Consider the following 23,089-nt stretch of genomic DNA (forward strand, 5'->3'; position numbering starts at 1 on the left):
CTACAAATTGGGCCGCAGTCCCAGCCTTGTCCTCACCTCATCCCGCCGCACCCGTACCCCGCTTGCCGGGGGCCCCCAGGCCCCGCCACAGCCCCACGCGCCGCGCCTGGGCGCGGCGCCACGCCCAACCGCGGGGGCGGTGCAGCTTGCCTGCATTCCCGCGCGGGCGGGAGCCGCCCCCTCCAATCCCCTGCCCATCCCCCTGCGGCATAGCGCCGGCCCTCGCAAAACAAGGCAAATCCCGCCGTTTTCCAGCGCGGCCCGCATTGCGAAAACCGCAACTTTCCCTATAGTGCGCGCTCCACAAGCCGCGACAGGAGCCACCATCCATGGGTGACATCAAAGTGGGCATCATCATGGGCAGCCAATCCGACTGGCCCACCATGAAGGAAGCCGCCAATATCCTCGATGAACTGGGCGTCGAATACGAGGCCAAGATCGTCTCTGCCCACCGCACCCCGGACCGGCTGTGGAGCTACGGCAAATCCGCCGCCGACCGCGGCCTGCAGGTGATCATCGCAGGCGCCGGCGGGGCAGCTCACCTGCCCGGCATGGTCGCTTCCAAGACCCGCGTGCCGGTAGTCGGCGTGCCGGTCCAGACCCGCGCCCTCTCCGGCGTCGACTCGCTTTACTCCATCGTGCAGATGCCCAAGGGCTTCCCGGTTGCCACCATGGCGATCGGCGCCGCCGGTGCCGCCAACGCGGGCCTGATGGCCGCTGGCATCCTGGCGCTGCAGGACCCCGCCCTGGCCCAGCGCCTGGACAACTGGCGCGAGGCGCTCTCCGCCTCCATCCCCGAGGAACCCTCCGATGACTGACGTGCTTGCTCCCGGCGCCACCATCGGCATCCTCGGCGGCGGCCAGCTGGGCCGGATGCTCTCGATTGCGGCCTCCCGCCTCGGCTTCAAGACCCATATCTTTGAACCCGGCGCCAACCCGCCCGCAGGCCATGTCGCCGACCGCGTGACCACCGCAGGCTACGAGGATGCCGAGGCGCTGGCCGCCTTTGCCGCCTCGGTCGACGTCATCACCTATGAGTTCGAGAACATCCCGACCTCCGCGCTGGACCTCTTGGAATCGCAAAAACCGATCCGCCCGGACCGCGAGGCGCTGCGGATCAGCCAGGACCGGCTGACCGAAAAGAGCTTCCTGCAGGACCTCGGCCTGCAAACCGCGCCTTTTGCAGACATCAGTGATCAGGCCAGCCTCGACGCGGCGCTCGCGGATATCGGTGCGCCGTCGATCCTGAAGACCCGCCGCTTCGGATATGACGGCAAGGGCCAGGCCCGCATCAAGACGCCGGAAGACGCCGAGGAAGCCCTCGCGTCCATGGCGGGCGCGCCCTCGATCCTCGAAGGTTTCGTCAATTTCAGCCACGAGGTCTCCGTCATCGCCGCCCGCGGCGTAACCGGCGAGATCGCCTGTTTCGACCCCGGCGAAAACGTCCACCGCGACGGCATCCTGCACACCACCACCGTGCCCGCCAAGCTGACCACCGGCCAGCGCATGGATGCGGTGCTGATGGCGGGCAAGATCCTGAACGCGCTGGAGTATGTCGGCGTGCTGGGGGTGGAACTGTTCGTGACGCCGCAGGGGCTGATCGTCAACGAAATCGCCCCGCGCGTCCACAACTCCGGCCACTGGACCCAGAACGGCTGCACCGTGGACCAGTTCGAACAGCACATCCGCGCGGTGGCCGGCTGGCCGCTCGGCGACGGCCAGCGCCACTCTGACGTGGTGATGGAAAACCTGATCGGCGATGACGTGGACCGCATCCCGGAGCTGGCGAAAGAGGCCGATTGCGCCATTCACCTCTATGGCAAGGCGGAGGCCAAGCCGGGCCGCAAGATGGGCCATGTGAACCGGGTGGTGAAGGCGGAAGGCTGACGGACTGGGGGCGTTGCCCCCAGACCCATGCTGAACTTGGGGCTTCGCCCCAAACCCGGGATATTTTCAGACCAGAAAGAAGAAGGCGGCCCAAGAACGGAACGCCCGTGAAAGCGGCCCCGCCGGGTTCACGCGCCGCAAGGAGGGCCATCCGGCCTGATGCGCGGCGCCCCTGCTCCAAGAACCGGCCGGTAACGTTGCGGGCTAACAATCACTGCAGCATAGCACCGGCGCGGGGTTAGTCGAACTTTGCGCTCAGCCCCTGCGACTTCCGCCACTGACGCCAGACGCAATAGATAACCGCCCAAATCACACAACAGAGGACCACTCCAAAAAACGCCATGTCGAGTGCAGTCTCAAACCAAAAACGCAGTGCGGTCGTCTCTACCCATTCAGCAGGCCTCCTCCCCACGCGTAGCAAGAGAAAGTACTGGCCTGCATCGGTTTTGGCCTCCCGCACACGACCTTCCAAAGAAAGCGCGGCTAACAGGCTGATTGCCAGATAACCATGTACAACCCAGCCCAACATATTGCGTATTTTCTTAAGAAATGAACGCATGTTGTTCTATCGTGCCAACCGATTGCCCCTGCCTTCAGGCAAGGAAACGACCCGCCACATCCCCCGACATATAGCTGACCTGCCCGCCGGACAGTGTCGCCGCAACCCGCAGGCTCTCCTTGTCCAGCACCACGATATCCGCCCGCTTGCCTGCCTCCAGCATGCCGCGGTCCGTAAGCCCCAGCAGCTGCGCAGGCCCTTCCGAGACCAGCCGCCACGCCCCCGCCAGATCCAGCAGGCCGGAGCGTTCCAGCATCAGCGCCGCACGCCGCGGGCTGGGGTAGTGATAGTCGGAGGCCAGCGCATCGCACAGCCCCATGGCGATCAGCTCCACGGCAGAAGCATTACCCTTGTGCGAGCCGCCCCGCACCACATTCGGGGAGCCGAGGATCACCGGATCACCCGCGCTGCGCGCAGCCTCTGCCGCCTCCAGCGTCTCGGGGAACTCGGCAATCCGGGCGCCGCGCTCGCGCCAGACGGCGCGGTCCTCTGCGGTCTGATCGTCATGGCTGCCCAGCCGCACATCCAGCGTGGCCAGTTCAGCACAAAGCGCGTCCAGCCTGCCCGGCACCTCGTCCCGGCGCGCGTGCATATCCTTCAGCATCTGCCAGTGGACCTCCGGGTTGCGCCCTGCCTTCAGCGCCTGGCCGGTCAGCCGCGGCGGCTTCTTGCCCGCTGCCAGCCGCTCATGCGGCAGGTGGTCGTTGAACACCACATAAGGCACCTGCCACTCCGCCACCTTGGCGGCGAGTGCGGCATAGTCCTCCAGCATATGGATTTCGAACCGCAGCTGCGGCAGCAGATCAGTCACCAGCGACCCGCGCACCGCCTTGATGCCCTCAAACACCTGTCCTGCAAACTCGGGACCGCGCAAGCCGCCCTCCCAGGAGTAGAACTGCGCCAGCACCGCAGTGGTGATGCCGTTGGCGGCCAGCTCCGCCTCTGCGGCCACCACACCCTCCGCCATCTGCTTCATCGCCCCACGCCGCGGCGCCAGGTGGCGCTCGAACCCGTCACCATGCGCATCCACGATCCCCGGCAGTACCAGGTAACCTGACAGGTCCACGGCCCGCCCGGCAGGCGCATCCGTCACCAGACCACCCGCAATGGCGATCTCACCGCCACGCTCCAGCCCGCCGGGGCGCAGCACATCGCCGCCCTGCAGCGTCAGTTCCAATGTCATTGTTCCGCCTCTTCACAGCCGCCGTTCAGCTGGCACGCCTCGCCAATGATCTCTTCCACCGCCGCCAGCCAGCCCAGGCTGGGCTCAAACCGCCCCTCCTCCAGGAAATGCAGCGCCTGCGTCATCACCTGCGGGTTGTTCATCATGTAGGTATGGGTGACCGGCAGCGTCAGATGCGCCGCCATGCCGTCCACCTTGGTGCTTTCGACCGAGACCTTGCCGTCATCCGGCCCCGGGATCAGCGCCGAAAATACCGGGTTCAGCGTCTCACTGCCCGCAATCACGCCCAGCTCAAAATCCACCGGCGGCAGCTTCTTGGGCAAGCTGTCCTCACCAGTGCCCAGCTGCAGCCCGGCGGGGCCGTTCAGGAAACCAAAAACCTCCCAGTCGCCCAGTTCGTCCACCAGCTCGCTGCCCTGGTTCGGCGGCCCCATCATCACCACCCGGCCCAGGTTTTCCGGGCTATTGTCCTGCAGCCAGTACCGCAGCAGAATACCCCCCATCGAGTGGGTCACCACATGGGTTGTCTCCCCGCCGCAGGCGGCAAAGGCGGCGGGCAGGGTCTCTTCTGCCAGAACCTGGATAGTCTCCTCAGTCGAGGCATAGCCGGGCCGCACCACAGCAAGCCCGCGCGACTGCAAGACCTCCTCCATCACCGCGAATGAGGTCTCGGAGCGCGCCAGCCCGTGCAGCAGGATCACGCAATCAGCCGCCGCAGGCAGCGGCAGCAGCACCGCAGCAGCGGCAAACAGGGGTTTCAGAACATCACGCATGGGGCCCAGATAAGCGCAAGCGGCACCACAGGGAAGCCCCCGCAGTTACTTGGCTGCACGAACCCTGCGCGCAGGCGCCCGCAGCACCACCAGCGCAATGCCGCCCAGCACCGCCGCGCTGCCAAAGACCAGCCGCAAACCAATCGCCTCACCCAGCAAGGCCGCCCCGGCGAGGATCGCAATCACCGGCACGCCCAGCTGCACGGTAGCGGCCACCGCGGGCAGGATCTGCGGCAGCAGCCGGTACCACAGTGCATAGCCCATGCCCGAGGTCACCGCGCCGGACAGCACCGCCAGCACCGCGCCAAACAGGCTCACCGTGCTGCCGCTCAGCCAAAGGGCCACCGGCAGGAACATTACTGTGGACCACAGAAAATTCACCGCCGTCGCCGCCAGCGGCTGCGCAGCACCCCGCCCCAGAATGCTGTAGATCCCCCAGCCAAGCCCCGCCGCCGCCATCAGGAGCGACGCGCCAAGGGGCGCCGTGCCGCTGCCATCCGGCCAGACCACATAAGCAAGCCCCAGAAACGCCAGCACCGCGCCTGCGACCTGGCCCGCGCTGACAGGCGTACCCCGCAGCGCGCCCCATAGGAACATCGTGACCTGTACCACCCCGAACAGCACCAGCGCGCCAAGACCGGCGTCAAGCTGCTGATAGGCCAGCGAAAACCCGGCGATATACAGCGTCAGCGCCGTCCCGCCGCGCAGGCTCGCACCCAGGTCCTGGCGCACCGCCAGCCCCTGCATCCGGCACAGCACCACCAGCATCGCAGCCCCCGAGGCCAGGCGCAGCAGGCCAAAGCTGCCCGCATCCATATGCCCGGCCCCAATTGCCAGCCGGCTGAGGATGGAATTTGCGGCAAAGGCCGCCATGGTGAGAGAGACGAGAAGAAACAGGCGCATGCGGAACCGCTACAGTGCAACCCCAGCGCGGGCCAGTGATTTTTTCGTGTTACAGATCAGCGAACGCGCGCGGATAAACCCGCCCTGCTTCAAGCGTATCATCTTAAAAGCAACACGGCCTCGATTGCGCAATACCACACTGGCTATTTGCGGCTCCCCACGGTGTCACCGGCTGTTTGAGATCAGATAGGAAACCGCTGCATCTTCGACCTTACTTTTCAGCGTAGGCTCGGAAGATCCAAATTCTCCCAGAAAATCTTCCTCCAACACCTCCACATCATCTTCAATGAGCAATTCCTCGGCAGCCTGCAGGTCTTCCCAATATTGCTCCATGTTAACCGTCTCACCCATTTTCAGTTCTTGCCTAACACGGTCTTGCAGCTCAAAAACCGGACCAAAAAGCTGACCAAAGCGATCTGCTGCACTCTCCAGGCCCAAGAGCTTCAGCAGTGGAACGCAATCCGCAACCAATTGCGGCTGGTTTCCGAGCAGACCGTCCCAGACCCCGCCATTGGCAATCCCGCCGGTTAGATGCGAGGTGCAGAAGACAACCCACTGCAGTTCATTCATGACCCCCTGATCCTTCAAGGCCCTAAACCCGCCCGCAACCACTTCAGGCGTTTGGAGTTGCTGCAACTCCGACGAAACGGGTTCCGGGAACATGAGTGAATAGCATTCCATCAGAATGTGTTCCGATGGATCTGCAGTGCCTACAGACTTCAAGTCCGGCAACGATGGCATAGATATCTTGTCCAAAATGAATGTCCTTTTCACGAAATCAACGCAAACCTTACTTAGACAGGTCAAAGCGGCAAGCCCAAACCGAAAAGGGGCCGCCCGAAGGCAGCCCCAAATCTTGCAGTCATCAGCGGCGGGCTCTCGGCAGATTGGCCTTCCCGGCCAATCGCCTGTCGCCTCATCCCAAATCCCAAAGGGATTTGTGATTACATCATGCCGCCCATGCCGCCCATGCCGCCCATGTCGGGCATGCCGCCGCCGGCGCCTGCGCCTTCTTTGGCGGGCTTGTCGGCAACCATGGCTTCGGTGGTGATCAGCAGGCCAGCAACCGAGGATGCGTCTTCCAGCGCGGTGCGGGTTACCTTGGCCGGGTCGATCACGCCGAAGGAGAACATGTCGCCATATTCACCGGTCTGCGCGTTGTAGCCGAATGCGCTGTCCGAGGATTCGCGGATCTTGCCGGCAACCACGGCACCGTCGACGCCTGCGTTTTCGGCGATCTGGCGCAGCGGCGCTTCGATGGCCTTGCGGACGATGTTGATGCCTGCGTTCTGGTCAGCGTTGGCGCCTTCCAGGCCTTCCAGGCCTTTGCCGGCCTGCACCAGGGCAACACCGCCGCCGACGATCACGCCTTCCTGCACGGCTGCGCGGGTCGCGTTCAGCGCATCGTCCACACGGTCCTTACGCTCTTTCACTTCCACTTCGGTCATGCCGCCGACGCGGATCACGGCAACACCGCCAGCCAGTTTGGCAACGCGTTCCTGCAGCTTCTCGCGGTCGTAGTCAGAGGTGGTCTCTTCGATCTGGGTGCGGATCTGGGCAACACGTGCTTCGATCTCGGCCTTCTCGCCAGCGCCGTCGACGATGGTGGTTTCGTCTTTGGTGATGGAGACCTTCTTGGCGGTGCCCAGCATGTCCATGGTGACGGACTCGAGCTTCATGCCCAGATCCTCGGAGATCACCTGGCCGCCGGTCAGGATCGCGATGTCCTGCAGCATGGCCTTGCGGCGGTCGCCGAAGCCCGGCGCCTTGACGGCTGCGATTTTCAGGCCGCCGCGCAGCTTGTTGACAACCAGGGTTGCCAGCGCTTCGCCTTCGACGTCTTCAGCAATGATCAGCAGCGGCTTCTGCGACTGGATCACCTGCTCCAGCAGCGGAACCATCGGCTGCAGCGAAGACAGTTTCTTCTCGTGCAGCAGGATCATGCAGTCTTCCAGATCCGCGACCATCTTGTCGGGGTTGGTGACGAAGTAGGGCGACAGGTAGCCGCGGTCGAACTGCATGCCCTCGACCACGTCGGTCTCGGTTTCCATGCCTTTGTTCTCTTCGACGGTGATAACGCCTTCGTTGCCGACCTTCTGCATCGCGTCGGCGATCTGGCGGCCGATTTCAGCTTCGCCGTTGGCGGAGATGGTGCCAACCTGCGCAACCTCGTCGGAGTCTTTCACTTCGCGGGCCATGTCCTTGATGCCCTGCACGACTTTGGCGGTTGCCAGGTCGATGCCGCGCTTCAGGTCCATCGGGTTCAGGCCGGCTGCAACCTGCTTCAGGCCTTCTTTGACGATCGCCTGGGCCAGAACGGTTGCGGTGGTGGTGCCGTCACCGGCTTCGTCGTTGGTGCGGGAAGCAACTTCCTTCACCATCTGGGCGCCCATGTTCTCGAACTTATCTTCCAGTTCGATTTCCTTCGCCACGGACACGCCGTCCTTGGTGATGCGCGGTGCGCCGAAGGATTTGTCCAGAACCACGTTGCGGCCTTTGGGGCCCAGGGTCACTTTCACGGCGTCAGCCAGAATGTTGACGCCTTTCAGCATGCGGTTGCGGGCATCGGTGTCGAATTTGACGTCCTTAGCAGCCATTTTTCACTCTCCTAGAGAAATTCTGTGTGTATCAGCGATAGTGGGATCAGAGCAGGCCCGCGGGCTTACTCGATGATGCCCATGATGTCGCTTTCCTTCATCATCAGCAGCTCTTCACCGTCGACGGTGATCTCGGTGCCGGACCATTTGCCGAACATGATGCGGTCGCCAGCGGACACCGCCATCTCGATCAGCTCGCCGCTGTCCTTGCGGGCGCCAGCGCCGCATGCAACAACAACGCCTTCACTCGGCTTTTCCTTGGCGGAATCGGGGATGATCAGGCCGCCCGCGGTTTTTTCTTCGCTTTCGGTGCGGCGCACCAGCACACGGTCATGCAGCGGTTTCAATGCCATCTTTGCAGCTCCTTGAAAGGCTCAAAGGTTGTTATCTGTTGGACCTCCGCCTCCCCGGCGGGGCCGTTATCACTCACGAGGGGTGAGTGCTAACGAGGGGAAGCTAGGAATGCCCCCGCATGTTGTCAACACGGAATCAGCAAAAATAATGAGGGCGCCGGAGCGCCCCCTGTCCTGCTTCGGATTTCCGCTTATGCTGCCTTGTCTTTCAAATGCGGAAAGCTGTCCTTGAAGCGGCCGAATTTGTGCGCGCCGCAGCTGACCGGCTCATAGCGCGCGGGGTTATCCGCACTGACGCAGCTGTCCAGCGGCTGGAATACGGCGTCCGCATCGGCGTCAATGAAGAACGGAATCGAATAACGCTCCCGGCCCGAGGCATTCACCACCCGGTGCAGGTTGGCAAGATACAGATCATTGGTCAGCCGCTGGATCAGGTCGCCAATATTGATGACAAATGACCCGGCAATCGGCGGCCCCTCGACCCACTGGCCGTCGCGGTTCATCACCTGCAAGCCGCCCACATCGTCCTGCGCCAGGATGGTCAGGCTGCCGTAATCCGTATGCGCTCCAATCCCCATCACGCTTTCGTCGATCCGGCCCTCCTGCGGCGGGTAGTGCAGCAGCCGCTGGATGGTGATCGGGTTCTGCATCTTCGGCGCAAAGAAATCGGCCTCCAGATCCAGGCTGACCGCAATCGCCCGCATCAACCGCTGCGCCAGGCCCTTCATCTCCTGATGATAGCCATAGACCGCGCGTTCAAATTCCGGCCGCGCCGCGGGCCACAGGTTGGGGCCAAAGAACGGCGCGTCCCCGGCCGGGCCTTCCGGCCCGATATCAAAGCACTCCTTCAGATCCTTGGTCTTCTTGGGGTCGGTGTTCTCGCCGAAAATCTCGATATAGCCGCGCAGGGCCAGGCCGGATTTCGAGATATGCAGGTCCATCTTGTCCTGCAGCGGCAGGTCAAAGAACGCCCGGGTTTCATCAAAGGCGCCGTTCACAACCGCCTCCGGCACCCCGTGGTTCTTCACATAGAAGAAGCCGACGTTGGTCAGCGCCCAGCGGATTTCCTTGGCGACCTCAAACAGGCTGCCGCCCGTGTTCAGCGCGCTGATGTCGATCACCGGGATCTTGTCGAAAGAGACCCGCTGCGCCCGCAGCCGGTCCTGAAGCCGGTCAATGTCCTGATCTGCCATTGCTCTCTCCCCTTGTGCAAAGCTGGGGCAGTCATCGGCTGACAGGGCCCCGCGCTCAACAGGGAAAAAATGCAACTGACATGAATCTGATTAACTCAAGGGGCGACAATTTCCTGCAAAATAGGGGCTGTACACAACTGAACGCATTAGCCCGCAACAGCACAAAGCCGCCACATCACTTCCCCTCCCAGCTCTCCGCCCAATGCACCAGCCCTTCACGGCCCGCATCGGTCAGCTGGTAGATGCCGGTCTCCACCCGTTCGAACCAGCCATAGTGGTTGCTGGCCATCAGCCGGGTGGCCCGCGCCACGCCGGTGGCCTTGGCGACCTCCGCCCCCTTGCAAGCGCCCGCCCCGGCCAGATGCGCGGCGCAGGCCAGCGCGTCCTGGCGGTAGGCGGTGACGATGCCGTGCCGTGTGGCGCCGCCGGCATTGGGGTCGCCGCGCAAGGCCTGGAATTCGCGCAACAACCGCGCCTGCTTTTTCTTCGACTTGCGGGGCGCATAAGGGCCGGGATCGCAATGCACCTCTGCCCGCCCGTCCGCCAGCACCGTGATCAGCCCCAGCCCCAGCCGCCGGCACATCGCCAGATTGTCCTTCATCATCCGCCGCGCCTGCCGCCCGCCGGGCCTTGGCACCGCGATATAGACATGGTCGGTGATGGCCAGCCGGGCGATGGCCTGGTGGAACAGCGACAGCGAAAACTTCAGCTTCAGCTCGACAATCACCGGCGGCTCAGCGCCGCGCACAGCCACCACATCGGCCGCGCCCACCTCACCCTTGACGGCATAGCCCTGGGCCTCCAGCAGCGCCTTCACCGGCGCATAAAGCTGATCCTCGCGTTCCATGCCCCATGACTGGCAGGAAGCGCGCGGCTTGGCAATCCGCCGCCCGGTTTTACGGGGCAACGCAGGGTTTTACATTGCCGCCGCCCCTGCCCCGCCCTAGGCTCTTAAGTTCAGGCCAAAAGTTCGGAAACCCCGGGGAAAGGGCGCGTGATGAAACGGATTGCACTGGCACTTGCGCTGATGCTGCAGGCCACCGCCGGTTTTGCCGCCTGCCGCGGCATCGACTACCGCGACCACCTGCCGCCCGCGACCCAGGCGCAGCTCGACCGCGAAATGGCCGCAACCCCGTTTTCCCAAGGCAACCACTGGGTCGCCACCAAGGGCCGCCGCACCATCCATGTGATCGGCACCATGCATGGCGGCGACGCCCGCATGGCCAAGGTGATGCGCACCCTGCGCCCGGCGCTCAGTTCGGCGCAGGCGATTTACCTGGAAACCTCCGATCAGGACATGGAGCGGCTGGACCGGATGCCGCCCGCGATGGCGCGCAGCTTCCTGCTGCCGCAGGGCCGCGAGCTGCGCCAGCTGCTGGCCCCCGATGCCTGGCAGCGCTTCAAGCTGACCGCCCAGGTCACCGGCGCCAATCTGGAAACCATGAACCGGATGCAGCCCTGGGCAATCTCGATGTTCCTGGTGCAAAGCGGCTGCCGCCCCTACGGCTTTGGCCTGCGCCGCGGGCTGGACGACCGGATCGCCGATTTCGCCGCCCGCAAGCGGATCCCGCTGGGTGCCCTGGAAACCCCGGAGCAGGCGCTGGCGGCCATCTCCGGAATGCCGCTGCGTGACCAGGCCCGGATGCTGGAGCTGGAGCTGCAGCTGATCCAGTCCGACAAGCCAGAGGACGCCACCCCGGTTGAGGCCTATTTCGACCAGAGCGTCTGGACCTCCTTCGTGCTGGCACCCTGGATCAGCGCCCAGTACAGCAGTTTCACCCATGCCGAAACCACGCGGCTTTGGGACCAGTACAACCGCCGCCTGCTGGACCAGCGCAACATCCGCTGGATGAAGGTGATCGGCGCCGCCCGGCAGGAGCGCTTTGTGGTCGCCGTCGGTGCCGCCCATCTGCCAGGCAAAAACGGCCTCCTGAACCTGCTCAAGGCACAGGGCTTCAGCCTGGCCCGCGCCCCGTGGTAGGCTGCGGCAAACCTGCCATTCAATTCACGTTTCAGGACATTTCTTCATGCGTTTCATTCTCGCCTTTGCCTTCCTGCTGCTGCCTGCTTCGCTCTGGGCCGCCTGCTCCGGCACTGACCAGCGGCTGGCGCTGAGCGCCAGCGACCGCGCCGCCATTGACGCTGAGGTCGCCGCCGCCCCCTTTGCCGAAGGCAACCACTGGATTGCACGGCGCGGCAGCCGCACCCTGCATGTGATCGGCACCATGCACATCAACGACCCGCGGCTGGACGCGGTGACCGCTGCCTTGAAGCCTGTGATTGCCGAGGCCGACCTGCTGCTGCTGGAGGGCACCAAACGCGAAGAAGCGGAGCTGATGGCCGCCATCGGCCGCGACCCGTCGCTGACCCTGATCACCGAAGGCCCCAGCCTGATCGACCGGCTGCCGCCGCAGGAATGGGACGACCTGGCGGCCAAGGCCCGCGCCAATGGCGTCGCGCCCTGGATGGCAGCCAAGATGCGGCCCTGGTTCCTGGCCGTCTCAATGTCAGTACCGCCTTGCCTGCGGACTGCGCCGGAAAGCACCAACGGGCTGGACAAACGGCTGGAACAGGCCGCGGATGACGCCGGCACCGCAACTCGCGCGCTGGAAAGCCCGATGACCCTGTTTGAGGTATTCAACAGCGAACCGCTGGAGGAGCAGGTCCGCCAGCTGCGCGCCTATCTGACCCTTCTGGGCGGCGAACAGGACGCCCTCTTTACCATGATCGAAAGCTATTTCGACGAGCAGGCGCTGACCTATTTCACCATCTATGAGCGCGACTTCCTGCAATCCGACGCGCTGCCGCCTGAGGAAACCCGCCGGATCTGGCAGGAGTCGATGGAGGCGATGCTGGACAACCGCAACCGCGCCTGGATCCCGGTGATCGAGGCGGCGGAGGGCGACCTGATCGTGGTCGCCGCCGGCGCGCTGCACCTGCCTGGTGAGACCGGCGTTCTGAACCTCTTGCAGCAGGCAGGCTACACGCTGGAGCGCGCGCCATTCTGAGGCCGCGCCTCAAGACACTGTTTTACAAAGACATCTGCACATGGCCAAAATCCCCTTCTCCGATCCGATCTGGGCCCGGCTGTACGGGCCCTACGGCAACCAGTCCGGGCCGCAGCAGTTGCAGGCGCTGGCAGCCGGCTGGGACCAGGACGCCGCAAATGCGCTCTATTGGGATCAGCTGCACCATCAGGAAACCCTCTATCCGCTGACCTACGCCGCCCTGCCGTGGCTGTGGGATCTGGCCCCTAGAACCCTCGATAACCTCTACTTTTTCTCGCATACTGTCAGCTGCGCGCTGTCAAACAGCGATGACTGGGAGGACGCGCCGGACCCGCAGCGGCGGCTGACCGGCCTGTCTCTGGATGCCAGCCGGCACGCGCAAGACTGGCTGCCTGCTGCGGAGCATCTGAGCCCTGAAGACATGGGCCTGCTCGCCAGTCTGGAACGCTGGTTCCTGGCAGCCGCGCCAAACATCGCAGAGGCTGCCCTGGCGGGCCTTGATGCCGCGAACACCCTTTCGGAAATTGCGGTTCTATGCAGCGCCCATTGCAGCCTCAGCGGCTGCTATCCGGCCTTTACGGCGCTGGAAATGATGGCAGAAAAGGAACCGGATGAGTTCCTTCTGGAGGAGCTTGGCGCGCTGGATCAGCGCAACCGCCAGATGCTGCTGACGCTGGCCGGGCGGATGCAGGACCGCCACCCGGACCACGCCCGGAACGTCAGGGCGTTTGCCCGGCATCCCGGCCACGGGGAAGCCCTGGTGGAGCGGGATCCAGGAACGGCGGACATGTTCGCCTGAGCCTTCCTTCAGGCACAACGCCGCATTGCAGCAGCTGCGGGGTGACAAGCTTGCGCGCCAGCCCTATAAGGCGCGCAAATCCCGCCTTTGCGACTCTTTCGACGAACAGGACAGCCCCATGACCATCCAAGTTTTCGGCCACAAATCCCCCGACACCGATTCCACCGGCTCCCCCATTGTCTGGGCCTGGTACCTGAACGAGGTGAAAGGCGTGGCCGCCGCGCCCAAGCTGCTGGGCGAGCCGAACACCGAAGCCGCCTTCATGCTGCAGCGCTGGGGCCTGGAAAAGCCGGAAATCATCGCCGATGTGGCTGACGACGCGGCGGTTGTCATCGTCGACACCAACAACCCGGCAGAGCTGCCCGCCAACATCAACGGCGCCGACGTGCAGGCGATCATCGACCACCACAAGCTGGTCGGCGGCCTGGAAACCAAAGGCCCGATCGACATCACCATCCGCCCGCTGGCCTGCACCGCCACCATCATGCACGACCTGATGGGCGACGATGCCGCCAAGATGCCGGAAGCCGTCAAGGGCGCAGCGCTGACCTGCATCCTGTCCGACACGCTGGAGTTCCGCTCCCCCACCACCACCGCCCATGACAAGGCCGTGGCCGAGAAGCTGGCGGGTGAGCTGGGCATCAACATCTCCGAATATGCCGCCGAGATGTTTGCCGCAAAATCCGACGTCTCCTCCTTCTCCGATGCGGAGCTGATCCGCATGGACTCGAAGGAATACGAGGTCGACGGCACCAAGTTCCGCGTCTCCGTTCTGGAAACCACCGCGCCGGGCGTGGTGCTGGACCGCAAGGCCTCGCTGATGAACACGATGACCTCTGTCGCGGCCGAGGACGGCGTTGATCAGGTGCTGCTGTTCGTGGTCGACATCCTGAACGAAGAAGCCACCCTGCTGGTGCCGAACGACCTGGTGAAAACCGTTGCCGCCAAGTCCTTTGGCGCCGATGCGGCCGGTGACACCGTGGTGCTGCCGGGCATCATGTCCCGCAAGAAGCAGATCATTCCGAACCTCAAGGTCTGATCCGCCTTCTGGCCAAGCTTAAAAAAGGGCGCCCGCGGGGCGCCTTTTTCGTTTGTGCCGGCGTTTTAGGCGTGCCGTCAGTCCAGCCCGAACACCGTCATCCATTCGCTGCCCGCCGGGCGGAAACCGGCGTAATCCGCCAGCATCCGCGTCACCGCAGGCATATGCGCGGCGCCATAGACGATAGCGATGGAAAGCGGCTGATCCCGGTCCAGCACATCCGCCAGCTTTTCGCAAAGGCGCGTGTCGCGCTGATGCAGCAACACGCCGCGCAGCAGGGCTTCTTCGGTATCCCAGGACAGGCTGCTTTCGCGCGTGCTGAGGTCATCCACATTGCGCCCGCGCGACAGGCTGTCCCGGGTGGCGAAACAGCGCCGGCGCAGCCCGATCCAAGGCGCATAGACGAAGCAGAGTGCACGCATGGCAAGCGGCAGCGTCTTCCAGGCTGCCTCGAACTCCGCCTGGGTGACGTCGGCGTGAATGCGTTCTGCCCGGCCCGCTCCGGCCGGCAGTTTGGGCTGCGTCACCAGCCCCAGGCGGTTGCCGTGCAGCCAGCGGTAAGACCGGGTCAAATTCTGTCCGACCGGCGATTTCACACCCTCGAACAGCAGAACATCGTGGTCCAGCGCGTCGCGGTAGACCGCGTCATAGAACCCGGCCTCGCCGATATGCAGCATCGGGAACAGGGTCACCTCTGCCGGGTGTGCGGCGCTTTTGAAAACATGGCGGGCGGACCTCAGCCCCATGAAAGACCGTTCAATAAATTGCATCAAGCGCCTGAAAAAATTGAAGTTCAGGGCGCAGGCTACACCAGAGGCTGTGAATGCGGAAGGCCCGGCCTCCTTACGGAGGCCGGGCCCTTACTGACGCCAGGTTATTCCAGCGGCTTGCCTCAGGCGGAGCGGGCAGCGGGTTCGCTTTCTTTGCCGGACCAGGTTGCGCCTTCATCGCCGAAGTCCTCCCAGCGGTCTTCTTCCAGGCTTGCCGCCATGGCCTCTGCATAGACCGTCTCCGTGTCCAGCTGCTGCTTGCCCATGTCTGCCGGCCCGGGCTTCACCTGCGTGTCCAACGCATCCGGCCGGGCGCTGTCGAGCAGCACGAACTGGCCGACCATGCGGTTCAGCTCCACGGTTTCGCCGCTCATGGCGCGGATCGCGGAGCCGGTTTCCTCCACCATCGAGGCGTTCTGCTGGGTCACCGCGTCCAGCTGGGCGACACCGATATTGATCTCGTTCAACCCCTGCGCCTGTTCTGCCGACTGGCGCGATATGCCGGCCACAAGTTCGGTGATGCGGCTGACCTGGGTGACCACGGTCTCCAGCGCCTTGCCGGCGCCATCCACCTTATGGACGCCGTCCTGCACATGGCCGGAGCTGGCGCTGATAAGCGTCTTGATCTCCATCGCCGCGTCAGAGGAGCGCTGCGCCAGCGCCCTGACCTCGGACGCAACCACAGCAAAGCCGCGCCCGACCTCGCCCGCGCGGGCGGCCTCCACCCCGGCATTCAGCGCCAGCAGGTTGGTCTGAAAGGCGATATCGTCAATGACGCCGATGATCTGGCTGATCTGGTTGGAGGAGTTTTCGATCTCGTTCATCGCCGCAATCGCGCCCTCGACCACTTCGCCGCTGCGCTCCACATCGGCGCGGGCGGCCTCAACCGCGCCCTGCACCTCTTGCGCGTTCTGGGCCGAGGAATTGACGCTGGCCGTCATCTGCTCCAGCGCCGCGGCAGTCTGCTCCAGTGTCGCCGCCTGGCTTTCGGTGCGCTGCGACAGATCCTCTGCCGCGGTGCGGATGCCATCCGCCTGGCTGTTCAGCCGCCCGCCGGCCTGCACCACCTTGGACAGCAGCTCATTCAGCTTGTCGACGGTCTCATTGTAATTCACCCGCAGCGGATCGTAATCGGCCCCGAATTGTTCTGCAATCTGGTCGCTGAAGTCACCCTCTGCCAGATGCTGCAGCGCCTGGCGCAAGCGCTCGATCACTGCCTCGCCCTCCTGGCGCAGCTTGTTCTGCTCCTCCAGCGCCTTGACCACGCGGCCCGAAACCGCATCAATGTCCTTGGCAATCTCGCCGAAATCATCCGCCCGCATCCGGTCCGCAACCTTGAGGCTGAAGTCGCCCTCTGCCACCTCGCGCAGGGCGGCCCGCATCCGTTCAATCGGCCGTGTGATGGTCAGCGTCACCTTGCGGGAATTGCGTGCCATGATGACCGTCGCAACCGCCGAAATACCCAGCACCAGATAGAGCAGGTTGTAATTATGCTGGCGTGCTTCAATCGCGGTTTCTGAAGCTGATGCCTTGATCGCGGTGCCAAGCCTGGACAGTTTTTCGGAGATCGTAGCGGAGTAGGACTGGAAGGCGGGCAACGCATCGACGGCTTCCGCCGTGTCGGTAAAGGCGAGCGCCACGACCTCTGCACCCGTATTGTTGAACCCGTCGACCAGCGGCAGCAGCGACGCCACCATGTTGCGGATATGCTCCGGCTGCTCCAGCCCGTGCAGCAACTCCATCTCGGTGCGGAATTTTTTTGCTTCAGCCTCCATGGCGGCCTGCAGCTCTGCCTTGCGGTCCTCCGCCCCGTTCTGGCCCAGCACCACTGCAGAAACCACCGCGGCCTCCACCTTGCTGTGGGCCATGTCCGCCGTCAGCTCATGCCGGACCGCCTGGGTCACATTGATCTGCTTTTCCAGGTTCAGCTCGCTCTGCCACAGGCTGAAGAGCGATACCGTGGCCAGGATAACCACCGAGGACATGGCGATGACGCCGGACAGCAGAAGCCGCCGTTTCAGGGACATCGTGCGAAAAATAGACGGACTGCGAAACATGACAAAATCACCACAGGGTTGTTTTCTGACATACAAGATCGCCCGGGTTAATTTTTGAAAAATCTGCAGGCCCGATGCAGCTTTTTAACGGTAGCTGAACGGAACGGCGGCAATTCCGGGGCGCGCGGACCACTGGCCTTCTGCTGCCGTCTCTGCCATAGCTGGCGGCAAAGATCCCACGCGCGAAGGCCCGGACATGACTCAGATCATCAACTCCCTTTCCGACATTTCCAGCCGCTACAAGGCGCTGTTCGTGGACCTGTGGGGCTGCGTGCACAATGGCATCACTGCTTTTCCTGATGCGGTGGCGGCGCTGCAGACCTACCGCGCGGCGGGCGGCATCGTGGTGCTGGTGACCAATTCGCCGAAGCCGCGCGCCGGTGTGGCGGCGCAGCTGGGCCAATTCAACGTGCCGGATGATGCCTATGACACGATCTCCACCTCCGGCGACAGCGCACGGGCGGCGATGTTCACCGGTGCCGTGGGCAACAAGGTCTATTTCATGGGCGAGTGGGAGCGCGATGCGGGCTTTTTCGAGCCGCTGCACGTGATCCATGAACCGGTGGAGATCACCCGGGTGCCGCTGAAGGAGGCCGAGGGCATCGTCTGCTGCGGGCCGTTCGACACCATGGCAGACCCGGAGGTGAACCGGGCAGATTTCCTCTATGCCAAGCAGATGGGCATGAAGCTCTTGTGCGCCAACCCTGACATCATCGTCGATCGCGGCGAGAAACGGGAATGGTGCGCGGGCGCCCTGGCGCGGCTTTATACCGAGATGGGCGGCGAGAGCCTGTACTTCGGCAAGCCGCACCCGCCGATCTATGACCTGGCCCGGCTGCGGCTGCAGGAAGTGGCGCCGGGGATTGCCGATTCCGAGATCCTGGCGATCGGCGACGGGCCGCATACGGATATTGCCGGCGCCATGGGCGAAGGCATCGATTCCCTGTTCATCACCGGCGGGCTTGCGGCCAGAGAGACAAAGACATCAGTCCAGCCGGATCCGGAAGCGCTGGAAGCCTATCTGGCGCAGGAGCAGTCCGCGCCCAGCTATGCCATTGGTTTCCTGCGGTAAATACAGCGGCCGGCACCCCTTCCAGCTTACTATGCCTTGCAACCCCGCCCGCTTTGGGCGGGGTTTTCTTTTGTCAGAAACTTCTTGATTTTCTGCAGTTGCAAAGTAATAAAGTTGCGCAAGGCGTCACGCTGGCGCGCAAAAGTTACAACGCCAAACGGTCAAGCAGCACGATCAGGACCGGGCGAACGGAGGATGAAATGTTGGACAACATGCCGCGCGGAACCATCTGCATCGAGGACATCGAGATGGGCATGGTGCGTTACCTACGCAAAGTCATCACCGATGAGGACATCGAGAAGTTCGCCCAGGTGTCAACCGACCGCAATCCGGTGCATCTGGATGACGATTACGCCCAGGACACCATTTTCGAGGGCCGGATCGCGCACGGGATGCTCACCGCCGGGCTGATTTCAGCCGTCATTGGCGAGCAGCTGCCGGGCCACGGCACCATCTACATGAGCCAGTCGCTGAAATTCCTGGCGCCGGTGCGCCCGGGCGACCTGGTGCTGGCGGAGGTCGAGGTGACCGACATCGTGATCGACAAGCGCCGGGTCAAGCTGGACTGCCGCTGCATCGTGGATGGCAAGAAGGTGCTGGTGGGCGAAGCCATGGTGATGGCGCCCTCGCGCAAGTTCGACTGAGGCAGAGGCAGAGCCCGGACAGGGGGCGTTGCCCCCTCGCGCCTTTGGCGCTCACCCCCAGGGTATTTCGGACCAGAAAGAAGCGCAGGCGCAGTGTGCGCGGTGCGCGCAGCGTTGTGAGCCGCCGGGGGCCTTTGCCCTTGGCGGTTTTCTCTTGCCGTGTCTGTTGTTTTGGTCTTTCCGTTCGGTTCTGCGCTGAAGCCCAATTAAGGGGGCGGCGCCGCCGGGGTGGAGGTGGACAGACCCCGCCGGGGGCCTGCTCGGACAGGATATCCTGGACGACCCCCTTTTTATCAGGGCCGGTCTCCGGGTGTTGCCCATTCAGCCGCACAGATGCCTGGGCCTCGTATCATGGCCCCGCGCGCGGGAACCATGGCTGGGGGATCGCGATCATTGGGGAGTATGGCAGAGGGGCATGAGGATTGCGTGAAGGGGGCGTACGGTGGGTCCGCAACACCCTGTGAACATGCCACTCAACCTGCAGCCTCAGCCCCTGTGAAACCCGGCGGCAGCGTGCGCCCTAGTCACTCAATCTTCTGCCAGACAGAACCTGTTTCCCTGGCAAACCTTTTGGTCCAGATCGAAAAGGCCAATCATTGTGCTATTGATTTCATGGGGCGTGCCTGAAAACTCTGACGCAACAGTTACTATTACCCATTCCCGTTTGCCATTGTCATCATTGACATAGGAGTAATGCCGGGACGTTTTCACAGGTCCCAAAATACTGCTGTTTGGCACATCTGCAGTCAATGGTCCTCCGATTCTGGCCCATGTGTCATATACTTGCCGCAACACCTTTTCGCCAAACGGTACGGTTTCCTGAATACATTCCTTAACGACCTGGCTTGGTTCCTGTTCGGCCGCGACCAGGATCATTTTTTGAACTCGTTCCTTGTTCGGAGCCGGGTCAACGAATTGGAATGGCCCATCCTGAATGTGAAAATCCGGCTGGATGCCTGTGGCTTCTTTCAGAAATCCCCTGAGGCGTTTCGCATTCAGTTCAGGATACTGAGAGCATACAACGATTGCTTTGATCAGGACAAAGCTCTTTGTACTTGTACCTAAAGTGAATTGGGCGATCAGCTCCGCCCGAGCCTGAGTCAGCAGCGTTGCATACATTGCCATTGCGGCCAGAATTGTTAGTCGCAAGATTCGAATACCCTTAACCTGATGCGCTTTTTCAATCAGCCTGTTCTAAGCTTTTAACGCGGTCCCCCGCCAGAGTCCTTGTGACTGCCGGTCCCGCCCTCCCCCGCCACTGGCCGCTTGAACCGCCGCGCGGCTGCGGGTACGGATGCGCCATGCGTATCGTCAGAGATTATGAATTCGTCGAAGACCAGGACCGGGGCGCCACCGTTGCCATCGGCAATTTTGACGGCGTGCATCTGGGCCATCAGTCGGTGATCGAGTTGGCCCGCGATGCGGCACCGGAGGCGCCGCTGGGGGTGATGACGTTTGAGCCGCACCCGCGGGAGTATTTTGCGCCCGACAGCCCTCCGTTCCGGCTGATGCGGGCCGAGACCCGCGCCCACCGGCTGGAGAAGCTGGGGGTGGAGCGGCTGTATGAGCTGAACTTCAATACCGCGCTGTCGAGCCTGACGCCGGAGGAGTTTGCCCGCGACGTGATCTTTGAAGGGCTGGGGCTGGCGCATGTGGTCGTCGGCGCCGATTTCTGTTTCGGCAAGGGCCGCGCGGGCGATGCCGGGGACCTGCAGCACTTTGGCGCACAGTACGGTTTTGGCGTCACCATTGCGCCCCTGATGGAATATTCCGAGCACGCGGTGTCCTCCACCGCGATCCGCAATGCATTGAGCGAGGGCCGCCCGGCGGATGCCAAGGAGATGCTGGGCCACTGGCACCGCATCGAAGGCACCGTGATCGGCGGCGAGCAGCGCGGGCGGGAGCTGGGGTTTCCCACCGCCAACATGTCGATCGACGGGCTGCATCAGCCGTGCTTTGGCGTCTATGCGGTGCTGGTCGATGTTTTGGACGGGCCGCATAAGGGCAGCTACCACGGCGCTGCCTCTGTCGGGGTGCGGCCGATGTTCGGCGGCGTGGTCCCGAATATCGAGACCTTCGTGTTCGACTTCTCCGGCGACCTGTACGGCGCGACGCTGTCGGTGGGGCTGGTGGCTTTCCTGCGGCCGGAGATGAAGTTTGACGGGCTGGACGCGCTGATCGCGCAGATGGACGCGGATTGCGCCGAGGCGCGTGACATACTGGCGGCGCTATGAAACCTGCAAAAGACGTGATCGACCGCTCCGGCCTTGGCCAGCGCTTCTGGGAGAAGAAGCCGCTGGAGAAACTGAGCCAGAAGGAATGGGAAGCGCTGTGCGACGGCTGCGGCAAATGCTGCCTGAACAAGCTGGAGGATGAGGAGACCGGCGAGGTGGCGCTCACGCGGGTCGCTTGCCGTCTGCTGGATGACAGCACTTGCCGCTGCGCCCAGTATCCGATCCGGCACCAGTTCATCCCCGAGTGCATCGTGCTGAAGCCGGACAATCTGGACACCCACGCCTATTGGATGCCGCAGACCTGCGCCTACCGCCTCTTATGGCAGGGCAAGCCGCTGCCGGAATGGCACCCGCTGCTGACCGGCACCCCCGAGAGCGTGCATCAGGCGGGTGTTTCGGTGCGCGGCTGGACGGTGTCAGAGTTTGAGATTTCCGAGGATGAGTGGGAAGACCACATCATCGAAGAACCGACCGGCTGATCCTGCCCTGCCGCGGGACTGTTAAACAGAAATACAATTTCAGGTTGCATTGCACGCCACCCCGCCGCCATGATGAGGGAATCCAAGCGGGTTTCCCACAAGGAGGGCAGCAAATGCCATTCGAGCACGGCACCTATTTCAGCGAGAAAGAAGCCTATAAGGCCAAGGCGTTCCTTTCGACCCTGGGGCTGAGCGGCAAGCAGGCCGCGGAGATCCAGGCTTGGCATCAGTATCACCTGGGCAAGCAGCTGACGGTCTGGGCCACGGTCGGGACCTTTGCCGGCATCGGGCTGGGGCTGCTGTTTGCGCGGATGTTCTGAACCCGCCGGGCCGGGGCGGCTTGGCATCGGCGCCGGAACTGCCTACTGCTAGACGGATACTCTGGCAGACAAGGGACTTCGCTGATGCATTTCGCCTCTGACAACTCCGGCCCGGTGCCGCAGCAGATCCTCGACGCGCTGGCGCGGGCCAACCAGGGCTATGCCATGGGCTATGGCTCTGACGCTGAGATGGCAGAGGTGACGGAGCGGATCCGGGAGATTTTCGAGGCACCTGAGGCGGCCGTCTATCTGGTGGCCACCGGCACCGCGGCCAATGTGCTGGCGCTGTCCACCCTGGCGCAGCCCTGGCAGACGGTGTTCTGCACCAAGCCCGCCCATATCAACATGGATGAATGCAACGCGCCGGAGTTTTACAGCGGAGGCGCCAAGCTGACGCTGGTGACGGAGGCGGACAAGATGACCTCCGAAGGGCTGCGCGCCGCCATCGAGGGTGAGGAGACCCGCGGCGTGCACGGGCCGCAGCGGGGGCCGGTGTCGCTGACGCAGGTCACTGAGTTCGGCACCGTCTACAGCCTGCAGGAGCTGCAGGCCATCTGCGGGGCGGCCAAGGAATACGGGCTGCCGGTGCATATGGATGGCGCCCGGTTTACCAATGCGCTGGTGTCGCTGGGCTGCACGCCTGCGGAGATGACCTGGAAAGCGGGCGTCGATGCGGTGTCCTTCGGCGGCACCAAGAACGGCTGCATGGGGGTAGAGGCGGTGATCTTCTTTGATCCCCGCCACGCGCAGGAGTTCGAGTACCGGCGCAAGCGCGGTGCGCATCTGTTTTCCAAGCACCGTTACCTGTCAGCGCAGATGCTGGCCTATCTGAGCGACGATCTGTGGCTGGAGAACGCCCGCGCTGCCAATGCGAAAACCGCGCTGCTGGCCGAGGGACTGAAGGCGGCGGGCGCGCATTTCACCCACCCGGCGCAGGCCAATATGATCTTTGCCGCCCTGCCCCGCCGCAAGCATCAGGAGCTGTTCGCCGCCGGCGCCATTTATCACCTTTGGGACGGGCTGCTGCAGGGGCCGGAGAACGAGATGGTCACGGCCCGGTTTGTCTGCGACTGGTCGGTGCCGGAGGAGGACATCCGGGCGTTCCTGTCGCTACTCTGACCGCAAGCAGGGCTGCGGTCAGCGCTTGCCCTGCGCCCAGAGCAGCGCGTCCTCCAGCCGGTCGTCACCCCAGAAAACCTCCCCCGCCACAACGAAGCTG

The 23,089-nt window shown here is 63.5% G+C and carries 24 protein-coding genes; 12 read left to right on the top strand and 12 right to left on the bottom strand.

Annotated elements, in window-relative coordinates; genetic code table 11:
* The first annotated feature begins 329 nt into the window (after window positions 1-329).
* Window positions 330-818 (top strand): 5-(carboxyamino)imidazole ribonucleotide mutase, encoded by a 489-nt coding sequence (purE, locus tag RA24_RS21295; RefSeq protein ID WP_039150404.1) that lies wholly within the window; start codon window positions 330-332, stop codon window positions 816-818.
* Window positions 811-1,887, top strand: a complete 1,077-nt coding sequence (locus RA24_RS21300; protein WP_039194267.1) for a 5-(carboxyamino)imidazole ribonucleotide synthase — start codon at window positions 811-813, stop codon at window positions 1,885-1,887. Before purE ends, RA24_RS21300 begins: the two co-directional genes overlap by 8 nt.
* Window positions 1,888-2,125: 238 nt before the next feature.
* On the opposite strand, the gene RA24_RS21305 is transcribed toward RA24_RS21300, so the two are convergent.
* The 9 genes from RA24_RS21305 to RA24_RS21345 form a co-directional block, all read right to left on the bottom strand.
* Entirely contained in the window at window positions 2,126-2,446 is a 321-nt protein-coding gene (locus tag RA24_RS21305; protein WP_039174403.1) for a hypothetical protein, read from the bottom strand.
* Between the two features lie 34 nt (window positions 2,447-2,480).
* Window positions 2,481-3,629, bottom strand: coding sequence for an alpha-D-ribose 1-methylphosphonate 5-triphosphate diphosphatase (locus RA24_RS21310; RefSeq protein ID WP_039194270.1), 1,149 nt, complete (start codon window positions 3,627-3,629; stop codon window positions 2,481-2,483).
* Window positions 3,626-4,402: an esterase/lipase family protein gene (locus RA24_RS21315; RefSeq protein ID WP_039194272.1), complete on the bottom strand. Its 777-nt coding sequence runs from the start codon at window positions 4,400-4,402 to the stop codon at window positions 3,626-3,628. The genes RA24_RS21310 and RA24_RS21315 overlap by 4 nt, the downstream gene beginning before the upstream one ends.
* Window positions 4,403-4,447: 45 nt before the next feature.
* A complete protein-coding gene (locus RA24_RS21320) occupies window positions 4,448-5,305 on the bottom strand; it encodes a DMT family transporter (protein ID WP_039194274.1) in 858 nt (285 codons plus the stop codon).
* 165 nt (window positions 5,306-5,470) lie between these two features.
* A complete protein-coding gene (locus RA24_RS21325; RefSeq protein ID WP_152612875.1) occupies window positions 5,471-6,061 on the bottom strand; it encodes a hypothetical protein in 591 nt (196 codons plus the stop codon).
* 188 nt (window positions 6,062-6,249) lie between these two features.
* On the bottom strand, window positions 6,250-7,902 hold the full coding sequence (groL, locus tag RA24_RS21330; protein ID WP_039150417.1) for a chaperonin GroEL: 1,653 nt from the start codon (window positions 7,900-7,902) through the stop codon (window positions 6,250-6,252).
* Between the two features lie 65 nt (window positions 7,903-7,967).
* Window positions 7,968-8,255: a co-chaperone GroES gene (locus RA24_RS21335; protein ID WP_019298592.1), complete on the bottom strand. Its 288-nt coding sequence runs from the start codon at window positions 8,253-8,255 to the stop codon at window positions 7,968-7,970.
* Between the two features lie 191 nt (window positions 8,256-8,446).
* The gene (locus RA24_RS21340) at window positions 8,447-9,448 is read right to left on the bottom strand and encodes an isopenicillin N synthase family dioxygenase (protein WP_052269648.1); all 1,002 of its coding nucleotides are present in this window, start codon (window positions 9,446-9,448) and stop codon (window positions 8,447-8,449) included.
* Between the two features lie 175 nt (window positions 9,449-9,623).
* Window positions 9,624-10,295 (bottom strand): DUF2161 domain-containing phosphodiesterase, encoded by a 672-nt coding sequence (locus RA24_RS21345; RefSeq protein WP_039150420.1) that lies wholly within the window; start codon window positions 10,293-10,295, stop codon window positions 9,624-9,626.
* 150 nt (window positions 10,296-10,445) lie between these two features.
* On the opposite strand from RA24_RS21345, the gene RA24_RS21350 reads away from it, so the two are divergent.
* The 4 genes from RA24_RS21350 to RA24_RS21365 all read left to right on the top strand — a co-directional run bounded on the left by RA24_RS21350 (window position 10,446) and on the right by RA24_RS21365 (window position 14,294).
* Window positions 10,446-11,429: a TraB/GumN family protein gene (locus RA24_RS21350; protein WP_039194279.1), complete on the top strand. Its 984-nt coding sequence runs from the start codon at window positions 10,446-10,448 to the stop codon at window positions 11,427-11,429.
* 46 nt (window positions 11,430-11,475) lie between these two features.
* A complete protein-coding gene (locus tag RA24_RS21355) occupies window positions 11,476-12,456 on the top strand; it encodes a TraB/GumN family protein (RefSeq protein ID WP_039194283.1) in 981 nt (326 codons plus the stop codon).
* A 40-nt stretch (window positions 12,457-12,496) separates the two neighbouring features.
* Window positions 12,497-13,255, top strand: a complete 759-nt coding sequence (locus RA24_RS21865; protein ID WP_052269649.1) for a hypothetical protein — start codon at window positions 12,497-12,499, stop codon at window positions 13,253-13,255.
* A gap of 118 nt (window positions 13,256-13,373) precedes the next feature.
* On the top strand, window positions 13,374-14,294 hold the full coding sequence (locus tag RA24_RS21365; protein WP_039194295.1) for a manganese-dependent inorganic pyrophosphatase: 921 nt from the start codon (window positions 13,374-13,376) through the stop codon (window positions 14,292-14,294).
* 77 nt (window positions 14,295-14,371) lie between these two features.
* On the opposite strand, the gene RA24_RS21370 is transcribed toward RA24_RS21365, so the two are convergent.
* Entirely contained in the window at window positions 14,372-15,064 is a 693-nt protein-coding gene (locus tag RA24_RS21370) for a hypothetical protein (RefSeq protein WP_019298599.1), read from the bottom strand.
* 122 nt (window positions 15,065-15,186) lie between these two features.
* On the bottom strand, window positions 15,187-17,091 hold the full coding sequence (locus RA24_RS21375; RefSeq protein ID WP_241480989.1) for a methyl-accepting chemotaxis protein: 1,905 nt from the start codon (window positions 17,089-17,091) through the stop codon (window positions 15,187-15,189).
* Between the two features lie 226 nt (window positions 17,092-17,317).
* Between RA24_RS21375 and RA24_RS21380 the strand changes: the two genes are divergently transcribed.
* Both RA24_RS21380 and RA24_RS21385 read left to right on the top strand, forming a co-directional pair.
* Window positions 17,318-18,193, top strand: a complete 876-nt coding sequence (locus RA24_RS21380; protein WP_039194286.1) for a TIGR01459 family HAD-type hydrolase — start codon at window positions 17,318-17,320, stop codon at window positions 18,191-18,193.
* A 200-nt stretch (window positions 18,194-18,393) separates the two neighbouring features.
* The gene (locus RA24_RS21385) at window positions 18,394-18,837 is read left to right on the top strand and encodes a MaoC family dehydratase (protein ID WP_019298602.1); all 444 of its coding nucleotides are present in this window, start codon (window positions 18,394-18,396) and stop codon (window positions 18,835-18,837) included.
* 528 nt (window positions 18,838-19,365) lie between these two features.
* On the opposite strand, the gene RA24_RS21390 is transcribed toward RA24_RS21385, so the two are convergent.
* A complete protein-coding gene (locus RA24_RS21390; RefSeq protein ID WP_152612240.1) occupies window positions 19,366-19,986 on the bottom strand; it encodes a hypothetical protein in 621 nt (206 codons plus the stop codon).
* Window positions 19,987-20,138: 152 nt separating this feature from the next.
* Between RA24_RS21390 and RA24_RS21395 the strand changes: the two genes are divergently transcribed.
* The 4 genes from RA24_RS21395 to RA24_RS21410 all read left to right on the top strand — a co-directional run bounded on the left by RA24_RS21395 (window position 20,139) and on the right by RA24_RS21410 (window position 22,989).
* A complete protein-coding gene (locus tag RA24_RS21395; protein WP_039194289.1) occupies window positions 20,139-21,071 on the top strand; it encodes a bifunctional riboflavin kinase/FAD synthetase in 933 nt (310 codons plus the stop codon).
* Entirely contained in the window at window positions 21,068-21,550 is a 483-nt protein-coding gene (locus tag RA24_RS21400; RefSeq protein ID WP_039174421.1) for a YcgN family cysteine cluster protein, read from the top strand. The genes RA24_RS21395 and RA24_RS21400 overlap by 4 nt, the downstream gene beginning before the upstream one ends.
* A gap of 113 nt (window positions 21,551-21,663) precedes the next feature.
* On the top strand, window positions 21,664-21,870 hold the full coding sequence (locus RA24_RS21405; protein ID WP_019298646.1) for a hypothetical protein: 207 nt from the start codon (window positions 21,664-21,666) through the stop codon (window positions 21,868-21,870).
* An 84-nt stretch (window positions 21,871-21,954) separates the two neighbouring features.
* The gene (locus tag RA24_RS21410; RefSeq protein WP_039150439.1) at window positions 21,955-22,989 is read left to right on the top strand and encodes a threonine aldolase family protein; all 1,035 of its coding nucleotides are present in this window, start codon (window positions 21,955-21,957) and stop codon (window positions 22,987-22,989) included.
* The last annotated feature ends 100 nt before the right edge of the window (window positions 22,990-23,089 follow it).

The sequence above is a fragment of the Leisingera sp. ANG-M6 genome (assembly GCF_000813905.1).
Lineage (GTDB): Bacteria > Pseudomonadota > Alphaproteobacteria > Rhodobacterales > Rhodobacteraceae > Leisingera.